The following is a 22961-nucleotide window of genomic DNA, read 5'->3' on the forward strand; positions in this document are numbered from 1 at the left end:
AGTTCAGAGCTTCTCCATCGCCTTGCGGATGCGCTTGTCGGAGATCGAGTACGGGGTGCCGAGGGTCTGGGCGAAGTAGCTGACCCTGAGCTCCTCGATCATCCAGCGGATCTGGCGGACGTCGTCGTCGGAGCGGCGGGCCGGGGGGAGCTTCTCGACCAGCTCGTGATAGTCGTCCTCGATGTCGTGCACCCTGTCCATCCGCTCCCCGTCGCGGAACGCGTCCTCGTGGACCTTCTCCAGCCGCCGTTCGGCCCCCTTCAGATAGCGGAGCAGGTCGGGCAGGCGTTTGTAGCCGGTCTCGGTGACGAAACCCGGGTAGACGAGGTTGGCCACCTGGTCGCGGATGTCCTCGATCGCGGGGGTTGAGCGGGACCCCGGCAGCAGGTTCGAGACGGTGTGCCAGACCTTGAGGATGCTCTCGACCCTGGCGACCACCTCGGCGGTGGTGTCGAACAGCTCGGCCCGGACCCTGTCGTGGAGCGCGGCGAAGGCCGATTCGTCCCAGACCGGACCGCCGTGCTCGGTCATGAGGTGGTCGGCGGCGCAGGCGATGCAGTCGTCGAACAGGGCGGTGGCCCCGGCGTGCGGGCTGCGGCTCAGGGCGAGCTTGGACTGGTTGCCGAGGCGGCCGAGCACCCACTTGGCCGGTGACGGTGTGTTGAGCAGCAGCAGCCTGCGGGTACCCTCCCACATCGCCCGGCGCTGCTCGGCCTCGGTCTCGAACATCCGTACGGCCACGGTGGCGCCCTCGTCGGCGAGCGCCGGGTAGGCCTTCATCCTGCGCTGCTCGAACGTCTTGGGCAGCGCGCCCACGGTCCATCCCGTCAGGCCGGTCTTCTCCAGGCCGTCGGCGGCCTTGGACAGGGTCTGGCGGAGCTTGGGAGCGAGCCGCCGTTTCAGCCCGGCCAGGTCCTTGCTCTCGGCCAGCTTCTGCTTGCGACCGTCGATCACCCGGAAGGTGATCTTGAGGTGGTCGGGGACCAGGTCGGGCTGCCAGGCCTCGCGCGGCACCTGGACGCCGGTCAGGTTCAGCAGCTCGCGTTCCAGCACCGCGAGCAGCGGCTCCTGGGTGGGTTCGGCCCGTTCCAGGGCCTTCTTGGCGTAGTTGGGAGCGGGGACGAAGTTACGCCGGATCTGCTTGGGCAGGCTCCGGATGAGCGCGGTGAGCAGTTCCTCGCGCAGCCCGGGGATCTGCCAGTCGAAGCCCTCGACGTTGACCTGGTTGAGCAGCGCGAGCGGGATGTGCGCGGTGACGCCGTCGGCGTCGGTGCCGGGCTCGAACTGGTACGTCAGGGGGAAGCGCAGGCCGCCCTGGCGCCACACGTCGGGGTAGTCGCGCTGGCTGACGTCACCCGCCGTCTCGCTGATCAGCATCGACTTCTCGAAGCTGAGCAGGTCGGGCTGGTCGGCCCTGGCCTTCTTCCACCAGGAGTCGAAGTGGCGCCCGGAGACGACGTCGGCGGGGACGCGCTGGTCGTAGAAGTCGAACAGCGTCTCGTCGTCGACGAGGATGTCGCGGCGCCGGGCCCGCTCCTCCAGCTCCTCGACCTCTTCGAGCAGCTTGCGGTTCTCCCTGAAGAAGGCGTGGTGGGTCTCCCAGTCACCCTCGACCAGGGCGTGCCGGATGAACAGCTCCCGGCTCAGCTCGGGGTCGATGCGACCGTAGTTGACCTTGCGCTGGACCACGATCGGGACGCCGTACAGGGTGACCTTCTCGTAGGCCATCACCGAGCCCTGCTTCTTCTCCCAGTGCGGCTCGGAGTAGGTGCGCTTGATCAGGTGCTGGGCGAGCGGCTCGACCCACTCGGGTTCGATTTTGGCGTTGACCCGGGCCCAGAGCCGGGAGGTCTCCACCAGCTCGGCGGACATCACCCAGAGCGGCTGCTTCTTGGCGAGCGCGGAGCCCGGGAAGATCGCGAACCGGGCGTTGCGGGCGCCGACGTACTCCGTCATGGGCCTGCGCGGCTCGTTCGGGGGACGGCGGCCGCCACCGGCGTCGGCGGTCTTCTTGTCGATGTCCTTGACGCCTACGTGGGACAGCAGGCCCGACAGCAGGGAGACGTGGATCTTCTGCTCGTCACCGGGGGTGCCGTTGAGGGTGACACCCAGGCTCTTCGACATCTGGCGGAGCTGGCTGTAGACGTCCTGCCACTCGCGGACGCGCAGGTAGTTGAGGAACTCGGCCTTGCACAATCGCCGGAACGCGCTGGACGACAGCTCCTTCTGCTGCTCCTGCAGGTATTCCCACAGGTTCAGGTACGAGACGAAGTCGGACTCCTTGTCCGCGAAGCGGCGGTGCTTCTCGTCGGCGGCCTGCTGCTTGTCGGCCGGTCGCTCGCGCGGGTCCTGGATCGACAGGGCGGAGGCGATGACCATGACCTCGCGTACGCAGCCGTTGTGGTCGGCCTCCAGCACCATGCGGGCCAGGCGCGGGTCGACCGGGAGCCCGGCCAGCTTGCGGCCGAGCGGGGTCATCTGCCTGGCCTGGTCGAAGGCGCCCAGTTCGAGCAGCAGGTCGTAGCCGTCCCTGACCTGGCGCTGGTCGGGCGGCTCGACGAACGGGAAGGCCCCGATGTCGCCCAGGCCGATCGAGGTCATCTGCAGGATGACCGAGGCGAGGTTGGTGCGCAGGATCTCCGGGTCGGTGAACTCCGGCCGGGTGACGAAGTCGTCCTCCTCGTACAGCCGGATGCAGATGCCCTCGGAGACACGGCCGCAGCGGCCCTTGCGCTGGTTGGCCGAGGCCTGGGAGATCGCCTCGATGGGCAGGCGCTGGACCTTGGTCCGGTGGCTGTAGCGGGAGATCCTGGCGAAGCCGGGGTCGACCACGTACTTGATGCCCGGCACGGTCAGCGAGGTCTCGGCCACGTTGGTGGCCAGCACGACCCGGCGGTTGGTGTGCCGCTGGAAGACCCGGTGCTGCTCGGCGGCGGACAGCCTGGCGTACAGCGGCAGGATCTCGGCGTCCTTGCGCTTCGACAGCGCCTCGGCGGTGTCGCGGATCTCCCGTTCGCCGCTGAGGAAGACCAGGATGTCGCCGGGTCCCTCCGCGCACAGCTCGTCGACGGCGTTGCCGATCGCCTGGATCTGGTCGTCGTCCTCGGCGATCGGCCGGTAACGCACCTCGACGGGGTAGGTCCGGCCGGAGACCTCCACGATCGGCGCGTCGCCGAAGTGCTTGGAGAAGCGCTCGGGGTCGATGGTCGCCGAGGTGATGATCACCTTCAGGTCGGGGCGGCGCGGGAGGAGCTGCTTGAGATAGCCGAGGATGAAGTCGATGTTGAGGCTGCGCTCGTGCGCCTCGTCGACGATCAGCGTGTCGTACTGGTCGAGGTCGCGGTCGTTCTGCAACTCGGCCAGCAGGATGCCGTCCGTCATGACCTTGACGAGGGTGCCGTCGCTCACCTGGTCGGTGAAGCGCACCTTGTAGCCCACGGCGTCGCCGAGCGGGGTGTCGAGTTCCTCGGCGACGCGCTCGGCCACGGTACGGGCGGCGATGCGGCGGGGCTGGGTGTGCCCGATCAGGCCCTTGACGCCCCGGCCCAGCTCAAGGCAGATCTTCGGCAGCTGGGTGGTCTTGCCGGAACCGGTCTCTCCGGCGACGATCACGACCTGGTTGTCGCGGATCGCCTCCAGGATGTCGTCCCTGCGCTGGCTGACCGGCAGCGCCTCCGGATAGGTGATCGCGGGGACACCGGCGCGGCGCTGGGCGACCCGTCGCTCGGCCCGCTCGATGTCGGAGGTGATCTCCGCGGCGATCTTCTGCTGCGCGGCACGGTTTCTGACCCTGCGGGCCCCGTCGAGCCTGCGGCGAAGTCGCCGCTGGTCACGCAGCGTGAGCTCGGGCAGGCGTGCGTGCAGGTCGGAGAGAGGCGATGTCAAAGGAGGCGTTCCCATACTGAACCCAGGATACTTTCGGCCCACGTGTGCAGGCCCACCCGTCGCCGCGAGGGCGCGTGTGAGGCTCCACACCTGAAGGCCCCTGTGCGAAGGCCCGACCGACCATGCTGCCCGAGCCGCCGCTCCACCGCATCTCAATAAAAGGAGGCGGCCCCTTACAGGGAGACGGCCCCGCCCCCCGGGGCCGGGGTGACGGGGCCGTCGTGTTCGGGACCCACCCGGGCCCCGCTGGAGCGGGACCCGGGATCAGCGGGCTACGGGAGCGCCGGGTAGGCGTTCTGGAGCAGCTGGCGGAACTGGGCGGAGAACCACTGGCCGGAGATCGGCGCGTCGGCCAGGGCACCGCTCTTGTTGTGGCCGTTGCGCTCGTTGCCCTCGTAGGCCGGGTCGCACATCTCGTCGAAGCCCTTGCCCTCGTTGTTCGGGATCGGCTTGCTGGAGCCGTCGGACTCGCCCGGGGGCTTGATCCAGACGTAGGCGTCCAGACCGGTGGCGGGGTTGGCACGCGGGCGCTCGCCCAGTCCGGCACCGCTCTGGTTGCACCAGTTGCCGGCGTGGTACCTGCGGTCGACGCGCGACTGGTCGACGAAGGTGTTCAGGTCCGTCGAGGTGCTGGGAGCGGCCGGGCGGGCCGCGCCTCCCCAGCCGTTGCGGGAGGTGTCGACCAGCATGCCGATGTTGGACTTGAAGCCCTTCTGGATCAGCGTGTTCCTGAAGGCCTGGGCGAAGGAGAGCTCGTCGACGTAGAAGTTCCAGTCGACCCATTCGGACTGGCGGATGTTCTGGTTGTTGACGGTGGTGTTGATGGTGAAGTGCGGCTCGCGCAGCGGCGAGTAGTTGGCGGTGTTGGTGATGAAGCCGTCCACGCTGTCGAAGCCCGCGGCGGTGCCGGCGACGGTGCTCGCGAACAGGTCGGCGGACGGACCGAAGTTAGAGTCCCAGCCGAGCCAGCCGTGGTGCCCGGCGTCGATGTAGGTGTAGACGTTCTTGATCGCGTGCAGCTTGTCCAGGGCGTAGCGGACGCCGTTGACGTAGGCGCCGCTGTCCTTGGCCTCCTGGCACTTCGCCAGGTTGAGGTTGGTGACCAGGTTCGGCAGCGAGTCGATCTCGATGATCGTCGAGATCCGCAGGCCGGCGTACTTCGACTCGCCCATGATCGCGGCGATCGGGTCGATGTACTCGGTCTTGTAGCGGTTCAGGCCGTTCTCGGCGATGAGCAGCTCACCGTTGGAGGAGAGCGCCGAGCAGTCGCGGTTGGGCAGGTTGTAGATGACGACCTGGATCGTCAGCGGCCTGCTGCCGTTGGCGGCGTCCTGCACCAGGGCCTCGTCCAGGTGGGCGCGCAGGCCCCTGGCCGAGGAGGAGCCCGCGATGGCGGCGATGCGGTCCAGCCACACGCCGGTGGAGATGTCGGCGATCGCGTCGCCACCGGGCTCGGCGGCGGCCTTGGTCGACCAGTCGGGGTTCACGTAGCCGTCGGCTCCGTCGTACGGGTTGTCGACGTGCGTGATCGGCGGCGTGTCGCCGTCGTCGTCGGCCTCGGTCACCGCGACGGAGGCACCGGTGTGGCCGGTGGCGGCGGCCGCGACGGTGGCGGTGCCGTTCGCCTCGTCGGCGTCCTGGGCCGCCGAGACCGTCACGTTCTGCGCCGTGTTCCAGTTGGCGGCGGTGAAGGCCAGCGTGGAGGGCGAGATGGTGAGGTCCGCGTCACCCGTCTTGGTCAGGTTGACCGTGACGTTGCCGCTCGGCGCCTGGCTGAGCCTGAAGCCGGCCGTCCTGGAGGCGCCCTCGGGAACGCTGAGGGAGGTCGGGGAGGCGACGATCGACGGCGTCGGGGCGCCGCCCACGGTGAAGGGAACCGCGGCGGTCTGGGTGGACAGCGCCGGGGAGGCGTTGTCGAAGGCCTTGGCGCTGGCCGTGTGGGAGCCGGACGACAGGCCGGTGGCGGAGTAGGAGTAGGGGGCGCTGGTGTCGGTGTTCACCAGCGCGCCGTCGACGTAGAACTCCACCTTGCTGACGGAGCCGTCGTCGCTCGCGGTCGCCGCGAGCGGCACCGCGGCGCCGGCCTGGTGGGAGGAGCCGGAGGCGGGGCTGGTCAGGCTGACCGTGGGGGGCTGGTTGACCGGGTTCTGCCCGCCGCAGGTGACGCCGTTGACCGTGAAGGCGGCGGGCTTGGGGTTGCTCCCGTTCCACGACCCGTTGAAGCCGATGCTGGTGGAGGCGCCGGTGGCGAGGGCGCCGTTCCAGGCGAGGTTCTTCGCGGTGACCTGGGTGCCCGACTGGGCCCAGGTCGCCGACCAGCCCTGCTGGACGGTCTGCCCGGCGGTGAAGGCGAAGCCCAGGGTCCAGTTGGTAAGCGGGTCACCGAGGTTCTTGAGGGTGACGCTGGCGGTGAATCCGCCCTGCCAGTCAGTGGTGGTGTAGGCGACGTCGCAGGCGACTGCGGCGTGCGCCGTGGCGGCTTGCCCGGTGGCGAGGCCGGCGGCGGCCACGAGCATGGCCGCCGTGGCCGCAAACCGGTTGCGCCAGGCTTGGCGGCGCGGATTGACTGTCATTCGTGATCATCTCCAGGGGGATGGTGGGAGCGCTCCCATGTTCCGGATGTTTCACGGATGTGTACAGCTTGTTGCACGTCGGAGGCCCTCGAATAGGGCCGTCCCAGCCTCTGACCTCACCGAACAGATTTCTAGCGCGATGAAAGTTTCATACTCCTCTCCGGAGCCTCTCCCGGGCGGTGCGCGACGGCCGCCGCCGAACCCTCCGGCGGACGCCGGAGACCCCCGAGACTCCCCGGCCCCCGCCGGGCGCTCTCCGCCGTTCCCGATCCCCGCCGTTCCCCGCCGTTCCCGTTCCCGATCCCCGCCGCTCGCCCGTGGCATACGCCGACCTCCCCGGGCCGCCTGCGTGAAGCGCGCACCCGGGTGGGGCCGCCGCTACCCCACGGCCGCCATGGCGGCGCCCACGATGCCCGCCTCGTTCTGAAGACCCGCCGGGACGATCGGGGTGCGCAGCTTGATGTGGGGCAGGAACCTGTCGGCCTTCTTGCTGACCCCACCCCCGATGATGAACAGCGACGGGGAGAACAGCGCCTCGACGTGTTCCAGATACTCCTGCACCTTCTCGGCCCACTCGTCCCAGTCGAGGTCGTGCGCCTCGCGGGCCTGGTCGGAGGCGCGCTTCTCGGCCTCCTTGCCCCTGATCTCCAGGTGGCCGAGCTCGGTGTTGGGCACCAGGCGGCCGTCGATGAGCAGGGCGCTGCCGATCCCGGTGCCGAAGGTCAGCAGCATCACCACGCCCGTTCTGCCCTTGGCGGCGCCCGCCGCCACCTCGGCCAGGCCGGCCGCGTCGGCGTCGTTCAGCACGGCCGTCGGCAGCCCCGTCGCCTTGGTGAACAGCTGCCGCGCGTCCGTGCCGATCCAGTCCTTGTCCACGTTGGCGGCCGACCTGGCGACCCCGTCGACCACGATCCCCGGAAAGGTCACCCCTATCGGCCCGTCCCAGGCGAAGTGCTCGACGATCTCCGCCACCACCGCGGCCACGGCTTCGGGCTTGGCGGGGTCCGGAGTGGGGATGCGCAGCCGCTCTCGCGTCAGCCGCCCCTTCGCGACGTCCACCGGCGCGCCCTTGATCCCCGACCCGCCGATGTCGATTCCCAGCGCTTCCATGTACCTACCTCCTGTTGACTCCCCCTTCCCCCCGATAGGTGGCTGATACTCGTTTGCAGTGAGCGGTCAACCCGGCTGAAAGCGGTCCGTCACACACTGTGGGCACAACAGCCGGAAAGGAACCCCTCCCATGACGATCAGTCGCCTCCTCACAGGACTCGCCCTCGCCACCGCCCTCGTCTCCATCGCCCCGGCGACCGCCCAGGCGGCGACCGCGCAGGCCCCGACCGGACCGGCTGCCACCGGCACGACGGCGGCGCAGGGCGCCGGTCCGTGGGGCACCTACTACGCCCCCGGCAGGAGGGCGAAGGCGAACGGCTCGCTGACCGTCTCCGGCGAGGACCACGCGGTCATCCCCGCCGCCGAGAGAGGCAGGATCTCCGGCAAGGTCTACGACCTGACGAGGGGTTCCTCCTGCGGCTGGGCGGTCTTCCGCCTCACCTACCGGACCGCCGACGGCAAGAACCTGCCGTTCAAGCACCGCAGCATCGTCGACTGCTCGTACGGCACCCCGAAGCCGTTCACGTTCACCCAGCGCGACCTCTACCAGGTCGAGCTCAAGGTCTGCTCCGAGGCCAAGGCCGCCAAGCCCTCCCTGAACTGCCTGTACGCGGGCAGCTGGAAGGTCCTCTACGTCTCGAAGTGAGCGGCGGGCGGGTCGCCCCGCCCGTCCGGCACGGCCACCGGGCCGCCGCCCCGACGCGGAGCGTCAGCTCGTCGGGGCGGCGGCCCGGCGCCTGCGGCGCACCATGAGGCCGAGGGCGGTGACGGGCACGACCACCCCGGCCACCAGCCCCACCAGGGGCAGGTGGTTCTCGTCGGGCTCGACGGAGAAGCCCTGGCCCGCCGCCGGGAAGGTGAAGGTGGCGGAGACCGCCCGTTTCACCATGCCGCTCGCCAGGGTGACCCTGCCCCTCCACGGGCCTTCGGGCATGCGCCGGTCCATGGTCACGGTCACCGGAGCGACGACGCCGGGAAGCAGCGTGACCCCCAGGTCGGCGGGGAAAGGCCCGGCCTGCAGGCCGCCGGGGCCGTCCGTCAGCGACAGCGCCCCGTTCATGTCCAGGGTGCGCCCTCCGGTGTTACGGATCAGTGTCAGCAGTTGCGGGTTGCCGTCCGCGGTGCGCTTGGGCGTCAGTTCCTCGATGCGGAAGTCCGACGGCGGCTCCCCGCCCGGCCCGACATCGAGGTAGACGCGGATCCCGACCCGGTTGACGACGCGCACGGGGTGGGAGTCGTTGGCTTCGGCGGCGACCTCCGCCCAGACCACGGCGAACCGCTCGCCACGCGAGGCGACGAGCGGCACCTTGATCGTTACCTGGGCGGTCGCCGTGCCCCCCGGCGGCAGGTCGACCGAGTCGCGGTCGAGCGAGATCCAGCTCACCAGCTCGTTCCTGGGGCGCCCCGCCGGTGCGTGGAAACCGTTCCGCACGACGTCGGCCGCGGCCGGATACAGGCTGACGTGCTGCGGTCTCCTGGACGTGTTGGAGATCTCCACCTTCCGCCGGATGGTGGTGCCCGGATGGAGATGGTCGACGATGTAGGAGAGCGCGCGAGGATCGCCGCGGCGGCTGACCGGTGCCTCGAGAAGGCGGATGCCGATCGTGCCCCGGGGGTCGGCGGCGACCAGGCTCTCGCCGGCCGACACACCGGCCGACACGCCGGTCACGCTGGAACACAGCGCGACCAGCAGCGTCAGCGTGAAGGGTCCAGCGATCCGGCTATGCCACCTGATGTGTCACCGTCCCGGTGTAGTCGCCGACCTGAGCCGTGATGGGAATGTTGACGATCAGCGTGGGGTTCCACGTCGCCGTGCTGCCTCCCGTGCCTCCCGTGTGGGCCATGGCCGGGATGGCGGTCAGCGTCGTGCCCGTCAGGGGGACCGCGTCGTCCACCGTGAGCTGTCCCGGAACGAAGGTGCCGCCGCCGGTGGTGGCGGTCTCCGACCCGGACCAGTACTCCACGGAGGCGAAGGGAATCGTCAGCGCGGCGTCGGTGAAGTCCGTCGCGAACACCGTCGCGGTCCAGGCCGAGTCGGCCCCACCGCGGGTGTCGGAGACCGACACGGGACCGATCTCCCCGGTGAGCGTGCCACCGGGGGGAGCGGAGCCGAGGTCGATCGGGCCGGCGGGCGCGGCGATGTCCAGGCTTCCCGCCTCCACCGAGAACGTGACGATGGTGTTGGCGGTGGGGTCGGCCACCGCCGGTGCCGCCAGGATGACCATCAAAGCGCCCACGCCCGCCGAGGTGAGCGCGGCAAATCTCTTACGCAAGATCTCTTCCTTCCGAATGACGAGGCATGTCTTCGGGGGGCGGCAAGCGATGGATCTTCCATACTTGTCGCGATAACTTTAAGAGATCAACAACTACTCAGCGTAACGAAAACGGCAAACGGGAGGTCCCAAGATGTTCCGGCGCGAGCCAAAGCGCCGAACCTCGGCGAAAGGGGCGCATGGTGGCCCGCCGGCGAATCCGCGGAGGGTACAGACCGGTCGCGTGAGCCACCCCGGGCCGGGGAACACGCGGGCCGACGCGAGGTCACCCGGTGCCGCCTCCAGTCGCAGGGGGTCACTTCCAGAAAACTGTGAACATTTTTCTTTCTTGTTCACGACGTATATTCGTAACAGGCGAATGCTAAACCGGAAGATAACGACATCAGCATGCTGGATCGTCCGTGAACGGGATCAGGGGCGGGCGGCCCGAACGGGTCCGGCTCGGAGCACGGGGAGACCGGCGGGGCCCCTTCAGCGCCTGACCGGGCCGGTCGAGGCCCTGACCACCAGCTCGGGCTCGAAGAGCAGCTCGTCGGCCGGCACCAGGGCCTTGTCGATCTGGGCGGCGAGCAGGTCGACGACCGCGCGGCCCATCGCGTCGATCGGCTGGCGCAGCGTCGTCAGCGGCGGATCGGTGCAGTTCATCAGCGCGGAGTCGTCGTAGCCGATCACCGAGACGTCGTCGGGCACGGAGAGCCCCGCCCTGCGGGCCGCCCTTATCGCGCCCAGGGCCATCACGTCGCTGGCGCAGATGACGCCGGTCACCCCCTTGCGTATCAGCCGCGCGGCCGCCGCGTGCCCCCCTTCCAGGGAGAACATGGTGTGTTCCACGAACTCGGGGTCGAGGTCCGCCGCGTCCAGCTTGCGCCGGGAGGGCACGTGGTCGGGAGGGCCGAGCACCATGCCGATCCGCTCGTGGCCCAGCGACCGCAGGTGGCCGAGCGCCATCTCGGCGGCGGCCACGTCGTCGCAGGAGACCTGGGGGAAGGCGAGGTGCGCGACCGCGGCGTTCACCAGCACGGTCGGCAGGCGCCGCTCCCGCAGCAGCTCGTAGTGCTCGTGGGAGGCGTCCGCCTGGGCGAACAGGCCTCCGGCGAAGACCACGCCGGACACCTGCTGCTGGAGCAGCAGATCGACGTACTCCGCCTCGGAGACGCCGCCCAGGGTGCGGGTGCACAACACGGAGGTGAACCCCTGCTGGGCCAGCGCACCCCCGACAACCTCGGCGAAAGCAGGGAAGATGGGGTTCTGCAGCTCGGGCAGGACGAGCCCGACCAGCCGCGCCCTGTCGCCGCGCAGCTGGGTCGGCCGCTCGTAGCCCAGCACGTCGAGCGCCGTCAGGACGGCCTCACGGGTCGCCTCGGACACCCCGGGCTTCCCGTTGAGCACGCGACTGACCGTCGCCTCGCTCATCCCGACCTTCTTGGCCACTTCTGCAAGCCGTCGCGTCATGATGAAACTATAAGGCAATAGAAGCAATTACTTGCGGCTGCTTGCGAAAGTTGCGTCAACAGTCAGGTCCGGCGGGTCGTCCCGGTCAGCTTTCGGTGATCCTGCCGCCGTCGACGTGGACGCGCCGGGTGGTGTGCACCGCCTCCAGCATCCGGCGGTCGTGAGTGACCAGCAGCAGCGTACCGGGATAGGAGGCGAGCGCGGACTCCAGCTGCTCGATCGCGGCCAGGTCCAGGTGGTTGGTCGGCTCGTCGAGCACGAGGAGGTTCACCCCGCGCGCCTGGAGCAGCGCCAGCGCCGCCCGGGTCCGCTCCCCCGGCGACAGGGTGGCGGCCGGGCGCGGCACGTGCGCGGCCCGGAGCCCGAACTTGGCGAGCAACGTGCGCACGTCGCCGGGAACCATGTCGGGCACCGCGGCGCCGAAGGCCTCCACCAGGGGTTCGTCGCCGAGGAACAGCCCCCGCGCCTGGTCCACCTCGCCGACGACCACCCCGGGGCCCAGCGAGGCGTTGCCCTCGTCCAGCGGGAGCCGGCCCAGGAGCGCGGCCAGCAGGGTCGACTTGCCGGAGCCGTTGGCGCCGGTGACCGCCACCCGCTCGGCCCAGCCGACCTCCAGGTTCACCGGGCCGAGGGTGAACGCGCCGCGCCGGACCACGGCATCGCGCAGCGTCGCGACGACGGCCCCCGATCTCGGGGCCACCGCGATCTCCATGCGGAGCTCCCACTCCTTGCGGGGCTCCTCGACCTCGTCCAGCCGCTCGATCAGCCGCTCGGTCTGACGGGCCTTCGCGGCCTGCTTCTCGGTCGCCTCGGTACGGAAGTTGCGGCCGATCTTGTCGTTGTCGGACGCCTTGCGCCGCGCGTTCTTGACGCCCTTCTCCATCCAGGCGCGCTGCATCCCCGCGCGCTGCTTGAGGGAGGCGACGGTGCCGGCGTACTCCTCGTACTCGTCGCGGGCGTGCCGGCGGGCGACCTCGCGCTCGGCGAGATAGGCCTCGTAGCCGCCGCCGTGCACCCTCACCAGCTGCTGGACGAGGTCGAGTTCGACGACCCGGTTCACGGTCCTGGCCAGGAACTCGCGGTCGTGGCTGACCAGGACGGTCCCGGCCCGCAGGCCGGTGACGAAGCGCTCGAGCCGCTCCAGCCCCTCCAGGTCGAGGTCGTTGGTGGGCTCGTCGAGCAGGAAGACGTCGTAGCGGCTGAGCAGCAGGGAGGCCATGCCCGCCCGCGCGGCCTGGCCGCCGGAGAGCGCCGTCATCGGCCGGTCGAGCTCCACGGCGAGGCCGAGCTCGGCGACGACCTCGGCGGCCCGGTCCTCCAGGTCGGCACCGCCCAGGGCGAGCCAGCGCTCCAGGCCGGTGGCGTAGGCGTCGTCCGCCCCCGGGGTTCCCTCCACCAGCCCCTGGGTCGCGGCGTCCAGCGCGCGCTGCGCGGCGGCCACCCCGGTACGGCGGGCCAGGAAGTCCGCGATCGTCTCGTCCGCGCGGCGCTCACGCTCCTGGGGCAGGTAGCCGACCGACGCCGAAGGCGGGCTGAGCCGCACGGAGCCGTGCTCGGGCGGGAGCAGCCCCGCGAGGATCCGCATCAGGGTGGACTTGCCCGCGCCGTTCACGCCGACCAGGCCGACGACGTCGCCGGGGGCGACCACCAGGTCGAGCCCGGTGAAAAGCGCTCGGTCGCCGTGTCCGGCGGCCAGGTCCTTGGCGACGATGGTGGCACTCATACGCAAACGCTATCCGCCCGCCGGCACCGCGGCGCCATGTCTGATATGTCCGTTATGACCGATTAGGGGTCTCGAATCCCCCAGCCGCGCATCCCGACCCCACCCGCCGAACCCTATTCCCGGCAAATCAGACATATCGCGCTTATCGCAGAAAAAATTTCTGGGGTCCGACAACCGGCGGTTGACCTGGCCGTCCTTACCGGGAAACGTTACCTTACGGAGATCTAAACCCTCTTTTTTCGACACTTCAGGCAACATCAGCCGCTTCTGTGCCGTCTTATGGACGGGGACGGTCAACAGGTCGCCCCCGAAACGGGGAGAAGAGGAAGCATCTTGATGAAACGAATCGCCATCGGTCTGCTGTCAGCGGCGGTGAGCAGCTCGCTGCTCCTGTCCGCCGGAACGGCCTCCGCGGAGCGAGTCGCTCTCAGCGTGCGCATCGACAGCGTGAACCCGAACCCGATCGTCGTGAAGGGAGACGACGACACGAGGGTCAGCATCGAGGTCCGCACCACAGAGGCCACCCGTGTCGAACTTCGCCTCAGGCCGGTCTCCGACCAGGCCCGCACCCTGGCGGCGCCGGAGCCCAGGCTCCTGCACCAGGGTGACCTGTGGCGCTTCACGACCAGCTTCGACGAGAACGACTTCGAGGGTCGCTGGGTCGCGATCGCCGACGCGTACGACAAGGACGGCAAGAAGGTGACCGACGAGGTCAACTTCTCCGTCGTACACGAGAAGGCCGAGAAGGCCGAGACCCGGATCTACCGGTTCTCCGCGAACCCCGGGACCGTCCGCAAGGGTCGCTCGGTCTACTTCACCGGCCGTCTCCAGGTCGACGACGACCGCTGGAAGGGCGTGCGGGGCGAGGAGGTGGAGATCTACTTCCGCAAGCGCGGTACCAACACGTGGAAGTTCGTGGCCTCCCCCGACACCGGCTGGAAGGGCACCTTCCGCGCCAAGGCCCGCGCGTACAGCAGCGGTGAGTACCGCGCGATCTTCGACGGCAACGACGAGCTCTCCGAGAGCCGCAGCCGGTCCGACTGGGTGCGCGTTTACACCCGCCGCTGGTAGTCCCGCCTGACGGTCGCGCCGCGACCGGCCGGCAGTCGACGCGGAAGCCCGGGGCGACCCGGGCTTCCGTCGTTTCCGGCGTTTCCCGTGGTTCCCGTGGTTCCCGGTGAGGTCTTCCGCTTGATCCCCCGGCTTTCGGGCAGCGGAGGGGGACGACGACCGGAGGGAAGCCGCGCCGATGACGACGGGTGATTTCTACGACTACTCCGAGCTGCTGGAGGAGCACGAGAAGGAGATCGTGCTCCGGGTACGGGAGTTCATGGCGCGGGAGGTCGCGCCCATCGCGAACGAGGCGTGGACCAACGCGCGCTTCCCCCACCAGCTGATTCCCGAGTTCGCCAAGCTCGACATCGCGGGCCTGGCCTATCGGGGGGCACGGAGCCTGCTGACCGGGTTCGTGGTCCTGGAGATGAACCGGGTGGACCCGTCGATGGGCACGTTCTTCGGTGTCCACAACGGTCTGGCGATGGGCAGCGTCGACCGGCTGGGCTCGGAGGAGCAGCGGGAGCGATGGCTGCCGCCGATGGCGGCGATGGAGAAGATCGGGGCGTTCGCGCTGACGGAGCCGGAGGGAGGTTCCGACGTCGCGGCGGGGCTGCGCACGACGGCCCGGCGCGAGGGCGACGTGTGGGTGCTCAACGGGGCCAAGCGCTGGATCGGCAACGCGACCTTCGCCGATCTGATCGTGGTGTGGGCCAAGGACGAGGCCGACGGCCAGGTCAAGGGATTCGTGGTGGAGAAGGGCACGCCCGGCTTCGCCGCCACGAAGATCGAGAACAAGATAGCCCTGCGGACGGTCCAGAACGCCGACATCACGCTCACCAACTGCCTGGTGCCGGAGATCAACCGGCTGCAGAAGGCCAACGGCTTCCGCGACACCGGCACCATCCTGCGGCAGACCCGGGGAGGCGTGGCCTGGCAGGCGGTGGGCTGCATGACGGGCGCCTACGAGCTCGCACTGGAGTACGCCAGGACGCGCGAGCAGTTCGGGCGGCCGATCGCGGGCTTCCAGCTCGTGCAGGACCTGCTCGTGCGGATGCTGGGCAACGTCACCTGCTCGCTGGGCATGGTGGTGCGGCTGGCACAGCTCCAGGACGCGGGCGTCTACAAGGACGAGCACTCGGCCATGGCCAAGGCCTTCTGCACGGCGCGGATGCGCGAGGCCGTGGGATGGGCCAGGGAGATCCTGGGCGGCAACGGCATCGTCCTCGACTACGACGTCGGCCGCTTCGTGGCCGACTCCGAGGCGATCTACTCCTACGAGGGGACGCGCGAGATCAACACCCTGATCGTGGGACGGGCGATCACCGGTACGAGCGCCTTCGTCTGAGCACGCCACCCTGGGCGCCCTCGCCTGAGCGCTCTGTTCCCAAACGTCCCCAGGCGCCCTCGTCGGGGTTCCCGACGGGCAGCCGGAGCGTCGTACGCCTGTCGCCGCCTGAGCTCCCTCGCCGGAGCGTCGTCGGCGACAGGCGTACGACGCTCCGATCAGTGGTCGCGACGGGTGACGATACGGGCGAGTGTGGTCAGCTCGGCGGCGGGCCGGGACAGCGCGCCCGCGGCCGCCAGGTGGCGCAGAGCCCGTGCGAGCAGCTCGTCGGCCTCCACCTGGGTCCAGGCCCGCCCGCCCGCGGCCTCGACGAGCTCGGCCGCGCGGACCAGCTCGGCGTCGGAGAGCGGCTGCTCCCGGTGGTAGAGGCGGGCCAGCTCCTGTCCGGCCGAGGTGCCGGAGGCCAGGGCGGCGACGACCGGGACGGACTTCTTGCGACTGCGCAGATCCGAGTGGACCGGCTTGCCGGTCGCCTCGGGGTCTCCCCAGATGCCCAGCAGGTCGTCGACGAGCTGGAACGCCAGCCCCAGGTCCCGGCCGAAGGCGACGAAGTGCTCGACCTGCTCGGGACCACCACCGCCGAACAGGGCGCCGAGCCCGCAGGCGCAGCCCAGCAGGGCACCGGTCTTGCCGACCGCCATGCTCATGCACTCGGCCGGCCCGACATCCCGGCGTTCCTCGAAGGCGACGTCCGCGCTCTGGCCGTCGAGCAGCTCCTGGACCGCGGTGCTGAAAATCCGGGTCGCCTCGGCGGTGCCCGGGTGTCCTCCGGTCGCGAGCACGTCGAAGGCGAGCGTCAGCAGCGCGTCACCGGCCAGGATGGCCGGGCTGACCCCGAAGACGGCCCAGGCCGTGGGGCGGTGACGGCGGGTCCGGTCACCGTCCATCACGTCGTCGTGCAGGAGGGAGAAGTCGTGCACCAGCTCGACGGCGGCCGCCGGCCGGAGCGCCGAGACAGCGGTGCCACCGACGGCCTCCGCCGACAGCAGGGCCAGCGCGGGGCGGATCGCCTTGCCCCCGCCGGTCGTGGACGGCCGGCCCTGCTCGTCCCACCAGCCGAAGTGGTATCCGGCGATGCGCCTCATCGACGCGGGCAGCGTGTCGGCCGCCGGGCGCAGGGTCGCCTCGACCATGTCCCGGCTCCAGGCCAGCACCTCACCCGCGGACCGCCCGTCCGTCGACGTCTCGATGGTCGTCATGATCGCTCTCCCTCGCTCAGCGGCCGGTCCGAAGCCCTGTCCTCGCCTGTCCTCGCCTGTCCTCGCCTGTCCTCGCCTGTCTTCAGTGACCGATCTCGACGTCTTCCAGGATGCCGAGCGCGTCGGGCACCAGGACGGCGGCGGAGTAGTAGGCGCTGACCAGGTAGGAGATGATCGCCTTCTCGCTGATGCCCATGAAGCGGACCGACAGGCTGGGCTGGTACTCGTCGGGGATGCCGGTCTGGTGCAGGCCGATGACCCCCTGGTTGTCCTCGCCGACGCGCATGGCCAGGATCGAGGTGGTGCGGGTCTCGGTGATGGGAATCTTGCTGCAGGAGAAGATGGGGACGCCACGCCAGGCGGGCACCCCGCTGCCGCCGATGTCGACGCCCTGCGGGTAGAGCCCGCGCGCGTTGCACTCGCGGCCGAAGGCGGCGATGGCGTGCGGGTGGGCCAGGAAGAAACTCGTGCTCCTGCGGCGGCTGAGCAGCTCGTCGAGATCGTCGGGGGTGGGCGGACCGGTGCGGGTGTGGATCCGCTGCTTGAGGTCGGCGTTGTGCAGCAGCCCGAACTCGCGGTTGTTGATCAGCTCGTGCTCCTGCCGCTCGCGCAGCACCTCGATCGTGAGCCGGAGCTGCTGCTCGATCTGGTCCATCGGGTCGTTGTAGAGGTCGGCCACCCGGCTGTGCACCCGCAGGACCGTCTGCGCGACGCTCAGCTGGTATTCGCGCGGGGAGAGCTCGTAGTCGACAAACGTGCCCGGCAGGTCGGCCTCTCCCTCATGGCCGGCGGCCACCTCGACGGCGGCCTCGCCGTACTTGTTCTGCGGCCCGCGAGAGGCCGTCTCCCGCTGCCGCAGATGGGCCTGGAGCGGCTCCGCCTGCTCGGTCAGCTCCAGGAAGGCCTGCCGGGGCAGGACCATCGCCGTGCCGCTGGTGACCGCCTTGGCGGTGAACGGCCACTCGCCCTCGTCGCCGACCAGGGTGTCGTCGCCGAAGTGGTCGCCCGCGGCCAGCACGGTCAGCACGATCTCGTCACCGTACGGCCCGGTGCCGACCTTGTTGACCTTGCCGTGCGCGATGAGCACGACCTCGTCGGCCGGTCGCCCCGCCTCCACGAGCACGTCACCGGCCTGGAACTCCCGCTGGACGAACCGGCCCGCCAGCGCGTCGAGGACGTCGGAGTCGTCGAACCCGCGCAGCAGGGGCAGCTCGCACAGCTCGGCCGGGATGACCGCCACCTGCGACCCGGAGTTGGTGAAGCTCACCCGCCCGTCGCCGATCGTGTAGGTCAGCCGCCGGTTGACGCGGTAGGTGCCGCCCGAGACCTGCGTCCAGGGGAGCATCCGCAGCAGCCACCGTGAGGTGATCTCCTGCATCTGGGGAGTCGACTTGGTCGTCGTCGCCAGGTTACGCGCGGCGTCCGTACTCAGACTCAGCTGCGACCGGCCAGCCTCGAACTCCGTCACAACACACCACCGATCCGTACTCGTACCGACAGGGAAAGAAGACATGAAACAACCAGGGGGAACGCCAATTACCCGCGACAGAAACGGCAGAATCGTTGACCCCCCGATGCGCGGAGCCGGATATGGCCCGCCATCGTGGACGCCTCAATTTTGGGTTGCCCTTAAATATCTTGTCAAGCATTGGATACGATCCGGCCAACAATTAAAAAAGTCGCTATCATCAAATGCCCGAAAAAGATTGAATGTCTTATTCATATCAGCGGTCCGGCTCATATCAAGGGCTTTGTGAGCTGGGAATATCCGTCATGCCAGACATCGCGCCGCGTATCCCCGGCGGCCGGCACGGCACAGCGGAAATCCCCCTTCGCGCGGCATCGGAAAACCCGCGAAACACCCCGCCGGTAGGGAACGGCGCGACAACAGCGAGAAAGGCGAAGTACCGTCCTGGGCGGCATCTCCCATAAAAGATGAAAATCAGGCAGAACCGGTCAGCGTGGCCGTTCCGGTGCTCGGCCCAGGAGTTCGGCGAAGAGGTTCTCCCAGAGCGGCATGATCGCTTCGGGCGTGTAGTCACGCGCGGTGACGGCGGCGGCGGCCCCCATCCGCTCCCGCAGCCCCCGGTCCTCGATGAGCCGGATCATCGCCGCCGCCAGCGCGTCAACGTCCCGGGGAGGGACGAGCAGCCCGTCGACCCCGGGGGTCAGCACGTCGGCCGGACCGGTCGGGCAGTCGAAGGCGACGACGGGCAGCGCCTGGGTCATCGCCTCGATCATCACCATCGGCAGGCCCTCGAACCGTGAGCTGAGCACGTAGAAGGAGGCCTTGGCCAGCTCCTCGTCGAGATGGTCGGTCCGTCCCATCAGGGTGACGTTGTCACGCAGTCCGTGCTCCTTCAGGAGCCCGCGCAGCGCGTCCTTCTTCGGGCCGGTGCCGTAGATGCGCAGCCGCCAGTCGGGGTGGTGGTCGACGACCTGCCGGAACGCGGGGATCAGCAGGTCGAAGCCCTTCTGCCCGACAAGCCGCCCGGCCGCGACCACGAGCCTGTCCTCCTGCCAGGAGAGCGGCCGCCGCACGGGGCCGACCGCGTTGGGGATGCGCACGACGGGGGTGCCGGGAAGGAGCTCCTGGTACTCCCTCCTGTCGGTCCCGGTGAGCACGGCCACCGCGTCCAGGCCGCCGTAGTGACGGGCGATCGCCGCCCGGACCGCCTCGGGGTGGGTGGCCAGGTTCATGTGCTCCTGGGCGATCCTGACGACGCTCGCGGGAGTGCGCCGGGCGGAGATGAGGTTCAGCGCGGGGCGGGTGGTGACCAGGATGCCGTCCTGGAGCGCGGAGACGTAGTCGATGACGGCCCGCTCCACGCGCTCGGTGAAGTAGGAGGCCGCGAACTCCCCGGCAGGCACGATCTTGCCGCGGATCCGCCGCCAGGCCCTGCGCCCCACCGAGTCCGAGGGCCTGCCGTCCCGCTGGTCCGACAGTGCCAGCAGACGGACGCGGGCGTCGATCGGGAACTGGGGTCTCTCCCTGCGGCGCACCACGCTGACGATCTCGACGTCGTGCCCGGCGGCGGCCATCGCGTTCGCCTGGTTGATCACCGTGCGGATCGTCCCGCCCATGCCGTACGCGTGCAGGAGCATGTAGCGGATCTTCATGGCCTCGGGGGCCCCGGGCGCTCCGGGCGCCGTCACGTGGGCTCCGCGGCGCGCGGCAGGTATCCCCAGCTCTCGCACATCGGCCTGAGCGACTCGGGGATCTCCTCGGCCCTCGGCAGGTCGCGTGCGGGCTGCACGCTCCCCGAGCGGATCTTGTCCTTCCAGTCGCCGAGCCCCTTCTCCAGCACGGCCTGCTCGCCGTACGCCAGCATCTCCGGTTCCCAGGGGATGCCGAGGAAGTCGCAGAGGCGGCGCGCCTCGGCCGCGGGGTCGGCGGTCAGGTCCTCGTACCGCACGGTGCACCCGCTGAGCGCCCCCCGCGCCCGCTGCACGGCCTTCATGTAGCGCAGGGCGTCGAGCGCCGCCTCCTCCGGCGTCCTCTTGCCGGCGCCGGCCTCGTACCACGAACTCGCGACGGACGCCGGGTGGCGCAGCAGGAAGACGAACCGGGCGTCCGGCCAGCACGCGGCGATGCGCCGGTGGGCGAAGGCGTTGGCCGGTGTCTTGTCCACGACGAACGTCTTGCCGCTCTTGACCAGCTCGCGGTGGAGCACGCGATCCCACAGCAGGTGTTCCAGGTCGGCCCGCTCGTGCCCGAGGGCCTCCATCGCCTTCTCCGCCAGCGAGGTGCCGAACTCCACCCGGAGCCTGCGCACGTGCAGCTCGTGCGGGGCGTGCAGCATGGAGTGGGCGTTGAGCAGTGCCCTCAGGAGCGTGGAGCCGGACCTGACCGGCGAGAGGATGAAGATCGGGGCGACCAGCAACCGGTCGACCTTCGGGTCCGCGGGCGGCCTGAACGACTCCTCCGCGACCGCGGGGGGCTTCACGGTGGCCGCTGGACCAACTTTCCCTACTCGGTTGATCTGGAATCCGGTGAGCCTGACAAGGGCGTCGTTGGCCTTGCGCTGCCAGTCCATGCCCAGGGAGGGTAGTCACCTTTCCTGGCATTTAACTGTGTGTTCACTCAAGAACACCTCCCTGTCCGCGGGTGTGCCCGCGCCTTTCCCGTCCCCGGGGGAAGGGCGGAACGAGCCGGCGATTCACCCTCCCCATGCGGGGTAGTGACACGTTCCCAAAGCTCAGACGGCGTGCGGCCGGTCAGCGATCATGCTCCGGCGCGCGACCCCTGATCTACCGCGCCCTTTGAGGAGGAGATCGAGTGACCCACGACGTACGGCCGGATCCGGCCTCCTCCCCGACCTCGCCGGGCACCTCGCCCCGGGCCGCGTCCCACGACGTCGACGACGCCACCGCCGAGGCCCTGGGAAAGCTCTCCGAGGCGCTGGAGACGACCGAGCGGGCCCGCGGGCACCTCTACTCCTTCCACCAGCTGACCGGTCACGCCGACCTGCAGCTCGACGAGGCGGTGGAGCTGCTGCGCGCCGCGGGCCACCCCGAGATGGCCGACATGGTGACCCGCGAGCTGATCGGCCTCGACGTCATCCCCGGCCGGTGGACCTTCCAGGTCGTGGAGGAGTACGAGGACGGCTACCACAGCGTCTTCACCGACGTGGAGAGGCGGATCAGGGAACGGCTGGCGGGCGGGCGCCGCCACCTCCACGAGGCGCGGATGAAGGAACGGCGCCAGAGCTGATCCGTCCCGCACTCCCGGTCCCCGGCCTCCCGCTCCCCGCCCCGGCCCCCGGTGCCGGGCACGTGCTCCCGCCCGTCGACGGGCCTCTCGCCGGGCCTCGTTCCCACCCGCCGGGGATCGCGGCGTACGGGATCGGCGGCGGGCCCCGTACAGTGTGAGGCATGGGGATGGTCAAGACCGTGGGGCTGGTTCTGCACCCGCAGCGCGATTCGAAGGTGGCCATCGACACGATCGTGGAGTGGGCCCGTGCCCGCGACGTCACGGTGCTGGGGCTGCCCGACGAGGTCGGGCGCATCGACTGCAGCGCGGTCCCGGTCGACGGCGCCACCCTGGTCGACCGCGCCGACCTGCTCGTCAGCCTCGGCGGCGACGGCACGATGCTGCGCACCATGCGCCTCATCTCGGGGCGCAAGACCCCCGTCCTCGGCGTCAACCTCGGCAAGCTGGGGTTCCTCGCGGAGATCGACGTCGACGAGCTGCCCCCCGCGCTGTCGGCCATCGACAACCACGACTACACGGTCGAACCGCGCATGGCGGTGCGGGCGGCCCTGCCCGACGGCACGGCGGTGACCGCGTTCAACGACATCGCCCTGGTGCGGATACCGGGGGACGGCCTGTCGGCGGTGTCGATCACCGTGGAGGGGCACCCCTTCGTGCGCTACGCGGCCGACGCGGTGATCGTGGCCACTCCCACCGGGTCGACCGCCTACAGCTTCTCCGCGGGCGGTCCCATCGTGTCGCCGACGGTCGAGGGGTTCCTCGTGGTCCCCGCGGCGGCGCACTCGTCGTTCAACCGGGCCATCGTGCTGTCGGCCGACGAGCGGGTCATGCTCGACCTGCTGCCGACGAGCGGCCGTCTCGCCGTGGAGGTGGACGGCACGGTGGCCGCGCACCTCACGCCCGGGGACGGGCTCGGCGTCACCGCGATCCGCGCCGCCGCCTGGGTGGTCCGGCTCGGCCCGAAGAGCTTCTACGACCGCGCCCGCCGCAAGCTCCGCGTCAACGGCAGCGCCGAGGTCGACTAGACCTCCCGGAATCCTCGCACCGCCCGGGCGCCCGCCGGGGCGGGCTCTCTCACGCCCTCTCCGCCGGCAGGAGCGCGCCGGGAGCGGTCAGGTGACAGCGTTCGTCATGAAACTTTCATGCCCCGCTTGACAGCGGGAAAGCGCTTACCTAGCTTGTGGGTTGTTCGCTCACATGTACGCGGATCGCACATGTGAACGGCGAGTGCTCGCTGGGGGGATTCCGAACCGCAGGTCGTACCTGCCTGCCGGACCAGCAAGGAGCTCGACTGTGCTGTACAGAACCAACGGGAAGGCGGCCGGCGTCCTCGTCGCCGTCGCCGCCCTCGCCCTGTCGGGAACGGTGGCCGGCGTCTCCGCCGCCTCCGCCGCCGCACCCGCCCCGGGAAACTACAACCTGGTGAACAACGGCAGCGGCCTGTGCCTGACCGGCACCGGCTCTTCGGCCGGCGTCCAGCTCACCCAGAACGGCTGCGGCGGCGCGGGACAGGCATGGACCGTGACCGGGAGCGGCACCCAGCTCAAGGCCGTCCACAGCGGCCTGTGCGCGGGCGTCAAGGACGCGAGCACCTCCGCGGGCAAGGCCGTCCAGCAGGAGAACTGCACCGG

At 70.0% G+C, this 22961-nt stretch carries 17 protein-coding genes; 6 read left to right on the top strand and 11 right to left on the bottom strand.

The annotated features are described in order from the left end of the window. Positions 1–3: 3 nt before the first annotated feature. The 3 genes from hrpA to ppgK all read right to left on the bottom strand — a co-directional run bounded on the left by hrpA (position 4) and on the right by ppgK (position 7568). Positions 4–3900, bottom strand: coding sequence for an ATP-dependent RNA helicase HrpA (gene hrpA, locus ACTOQ3_RS34575; protein WP_440087683.1), 3897 nt, complete (start codon positions 3898–3900; stop codon positions 4–6). Positions 3901–4157: 257 nt separating this feature from the next. Then, a complete protein-coding gene (locus ACTOQ3_RS34580; protein WP_440087684.1) occupies positions 4158–6458 on the bottom strand; it encodes a glycoside hydrolase family 6 protein in 2301 nt (766 codons plus the stop codon). A gap of 378 nt (positions 6459–6836) precedes the next feature. Continuing rightward, positions 6837–7568 carry a polyphosphate--glucose phosphotransferase gene (gene ppgK, locus ACTOQ3_RS34585; RefSeq protein ID WP_440087685.1) on the bottom strand — a complete coding sequence of 244 codons (732 nt, stop codon included), beginning with the start codon at positions 7566–7568 and terminating at the stop codon, positions 6837–6839. 130 nt (positions 7569–7698) lie between these two features. Between ppgK and ACTOQ3_RS34590 the strand changes: the two genes are divergently transcribed. Continuing rightward, positions 7699–8214 carry a hypothetical protein gene (locus ACTOQ3_RS34590; protein WP_440087686.1) on the top strand — a complete coding sequence of 172 codons (516 nt, stop codon included), beginning with the start codon at positions 7699–7701 and terminating at the stop codon, positions 8212–8214. Between the two features lie 63 nt (positions 8215–8277). On the opposite strand, the gene ACTOQ3_RS34595 is transcribed toward ACTOQ3_RS34590, so the two are convergent. From ACTOQ3_RS34595 to ACTOQ3_RS34610, 4 genes are all read right to left on the bottom strand, one after another. Further along, on the bottom strand, positions 8278–9228 hold the full coding sequence (locus tag ACTOQ3_RS34595; RefSeq protein WP_440087687.1) for a hypothetical protein: 951 nt from the start codon (positions 9226–9228) through the stop codon (positions 8278–8280). A 61-nt stretch (positions 9229–9289) separates the two neighbouring features. Next, positions 9290–9841 carry a hypothetical protein gene (locus ACTOQ3_RS34600; protein WP_440087688.1) on the bottom strand — a complete coding sequence of 184 codons (552 nt, stop codon included), beginning with the start codon at positions 9839–9841 and terminating at the stop codon, positions 9290–9292. Between the two features lie 471 nt (positions 9842–10312). Beyond that, complete coding sequence (locus tag ACTOQ3_RS34605; protein ID WP_362681620.1) at positions 10313–11293, bottom strand: LacI family DNA-binding transcriptional regulator; 981 nt, start codon at positions 11291–11293, stop codon at positions 10313–10315. Positions 11294–11378: 85 nt separating this feature from the next. Beyond that, positions 11379–13016 (bottom strand): ABC-F family ATP-binding cassette domain-containing protein, encoded by a 1638-nt coding sequence (locus ACTOQ3_RS34610; RefSeq protein WP_440087689.1) that lies wholly within the window; start codon positions 13014–13016, stop codon positions 11379–11381. Positions 13017–13352: 336 nt separating this feature from the next. On the opposite strand from ACTOQ3_RS34610, the gene ACTOQ3_RS34615 reads away from it, so the two are divergent. Together ACTOQ3_RS34615 and ACTOQ3_RS34620 are read left to right on the top strand one after the other, a co-directional pair. Further along, a complete protein-coding gene (locus ACTOQ3_RS34615; RefSeq protein ID WP_440087690.1) occupies positions 13353–14087 on the top strand; it encodes a hypothetical protein in 735 nt (244 codons plus the stop codon). Positions 14088–14265: 178 nt separating this feature from the next. Then, a complete protein-coding gene (locus tag ACTOQ3_RS34620; protein WP_440087691.1) occupies positions 14266–15417 on the top strand; it encodes an acyl-CoA dehydrogenase family protein in 1152 nt (383 codons plus the stop codon). A gap of 158 nt (positions 15418–15575) precedes the next feature. Here ACTOQ3_RS34620 and ACTOQ3_RS34625 read toward each other — a convergent pair whose 3' ends face one another. The 4 genes from ACTOQ3_RS34625 to ACTOQ3_RS34640 all read right to left on the bottom strand — a co-directional run bounded on the left by ACTOQ3_RS34625 (position 15576) and on the right by ACTOQ3_RS34640 (position 20653). After that, the gene (locus ACTOQ3_RS34625) at positions 15576–16616 is read right to left on the bottom strand and encodes a family 2 encapsulin nanocompartment cargo protein polyprenyl transferase (protein ID WP_440087692.1); all 1041 of its coding nucleotides are present in this window, start codon (positions 16614–16616) and stop codon (positions 15576–15578) included. A gap of 82 nt (positions 16617–16698) precedes the next feature. After that, the gene (locus ACTOQ3_RS34630; RefSeq protein ID WP_440087693.1) at positions 16699–18129 is read right to left on the bottom strand and encodes a family 2B encapsulin nanocompartment shell protein; all 1431 of its coding nucleotides are present in this window, start codon (positions 18127–18129) and stop codon (positions 16699–16701) included. Positions 18130–18572: 443 nt separating this feature from the next. Continuing rightward, positions 18573–19772, bottom strand: coding sequence for a glycosyltransferase family 4 protein (locus ACTOQ3_RS34635; protein WP_440087694.1), 1200 nt, complete (start codon positions 19770–19772; stop codon positions 18573–18575). Continuing rightward, complete coding sequence (locus ACTOQ3_RS34640; RefSeq protein ID WP_440087695.1) at positions 19769–20653, bottom strand: sulfotransferase family protein; 885 nt, start codon at positions 20651–20653, stop codon at positions 19769–19771. The genes ACTOQ3_RS34635 and ACTOQ3_RS34640 overlap by 4 nt, the downstream gene beginning before the upstream one ends. A gap of 242 nt (positions 20654–20895) precedes the next feature. On the opposite strand from ACTOQ3_RS34640, the gene ACTOQ3_RS34645 reads away from it, so the two are divergent. The 3 genes from ACTOQ3_RS34645 to ACTOQ3_RS34655 all read left to right on the top strand — a co-directional run. Further along, positions 20896–21330 (top strand): hypothetical protein, encoded by a 435-nt coding sequence (locus ACTOQ3_RS34645; RefSeq protein WP_440087696.1) that lies wholly within the window; start codon positions 20896–20898, stop codon positions 21328–21330. A gap of 161 nt (positions 21331–21491) precedes the next feature. Then, on the top strand, positions 21492–22355 hold the full coding sequence (locus tag ACTOQ3_RS34650) for an NAD(+)/NADH kinase (RefSeq protein WP_440087697.1): 864 nt from the start codon (positions 21492–21494) through the stop codon (positions 22353–22355). A 268-nt stretch (positions 22356–22623) separates the two neighbouring features. Beyond that, on the top strand, positions 22624–22961 hold a 338-nt coding region (locus ACTOQ3_RS34655; RefSeq protein ID WP_440087698.1), incomplete at its 3' end, for an RICIN domain-containing protein.

It is taken from the genome of Streptosporangium sp. LJ11 (assembly GCF_051918945.1).
Classification (GTDB): domain Bacteria; phylum Actinomycetota; class Actinomycetes; order Streptosporangiales; family Streptosporangiaceae; genus Streptosporangium.

What these genes read in the sequence shown, in the direction of transcription:
- ACTOQ3_RS34640 (WP_440087695.1), bottom strand. Translation starts at nt 20,653, where the DNA reads ATGGACTGGCAGCGCAAGGCCAACGACGCCCTTGTCAGGCTCACCGGA.
- ACTOQ3_RS34610 (WP_440087689.1), bottom strand. Translation starts at nt 13,016, where the DNA reads ATGAGTGCCACCATCGTCGCCAAGGACCTGGCCGCCGGACACGGCGAC.
- ACTOQ3_RS34630 (WP_440087693.1), bottom strand. Translation starts at nt 18,129, where the DNA reads ATGTCTTCTTTCCCTGTCGGTACGAGTACGGATCGGTGGTGTGTTGTG.
- ACTOQ3_RS34615 (WP_440087690.1), top strand. Translation starts at nt 13,353, where the DNA reads ATGAAACGAATCGCCATCGGTCTGCTGTCAGCGGCGGTGAGCAGCTCG.
- ppgK (WP_440087685.1), bottom strand. Translation starts at nt 7,568, where the DNA reads ATGGAAGCGCTGGGAATCGACATCGGCGGGTCGGGGATCAAGGGCGCG.
- ACTOQ3_RS34625 (WP_440087692.1), bottom strand. Translation starts at nt 16,616, where the DNA reads ATGACGACCATCGAGACGTCGACGGACGGGCGGTCCGCGGGTGAGGTG.
- ACTOQ3_RS34590 (WP_440087686.1), top strand. Translation starts at nt 7,699, where the DNA reads ATGACGATCAGTCGCCTCCTCACAGGACTCGCCCTCGCCACCGCCCTC.
- ACTOQ3_RS34605 (WP_362681620.1), bottom strand. Translation starts at nt 11,293, where the DNA reads ATGACGCGACGGCTTGCAGAAGTGGCCAAGAAGGTCGGGATGAGCGAG.
- hrpA (WP_440087683.1), bottom strand. Translation starts at nt 3,900, where the DNA reads ATGGGAACGCCTCCTTTGACATCGCCTCTCTCCGACCTGCACGCACGC.
- ACTOQ3_RS34620 (WP_440087691.1), top strand. Translation starts at nt 14,266, where the DNA reads ATGACGACGGGTGATTTCTACGACTACTCCGAGCTGCTGGAGGAGCAC.
- ACTOQ3_RS34580 (WP_440087684.1), bottom strand. Translation starts at nt 6,458, where the DNA reads ATGACAGTCAATCCGCGCCGCCAAGCCTGGCGCAACCGGTTTGCGGCC.
- ACTOQ3_RS34650 (WP_440087697.1), top strand. Translation starts at nt 21,492, where the DNA reads ATGGGGATGGTCAAGACCGTGGGGCTGGTTCTGCACCCGCAGCGCGAT.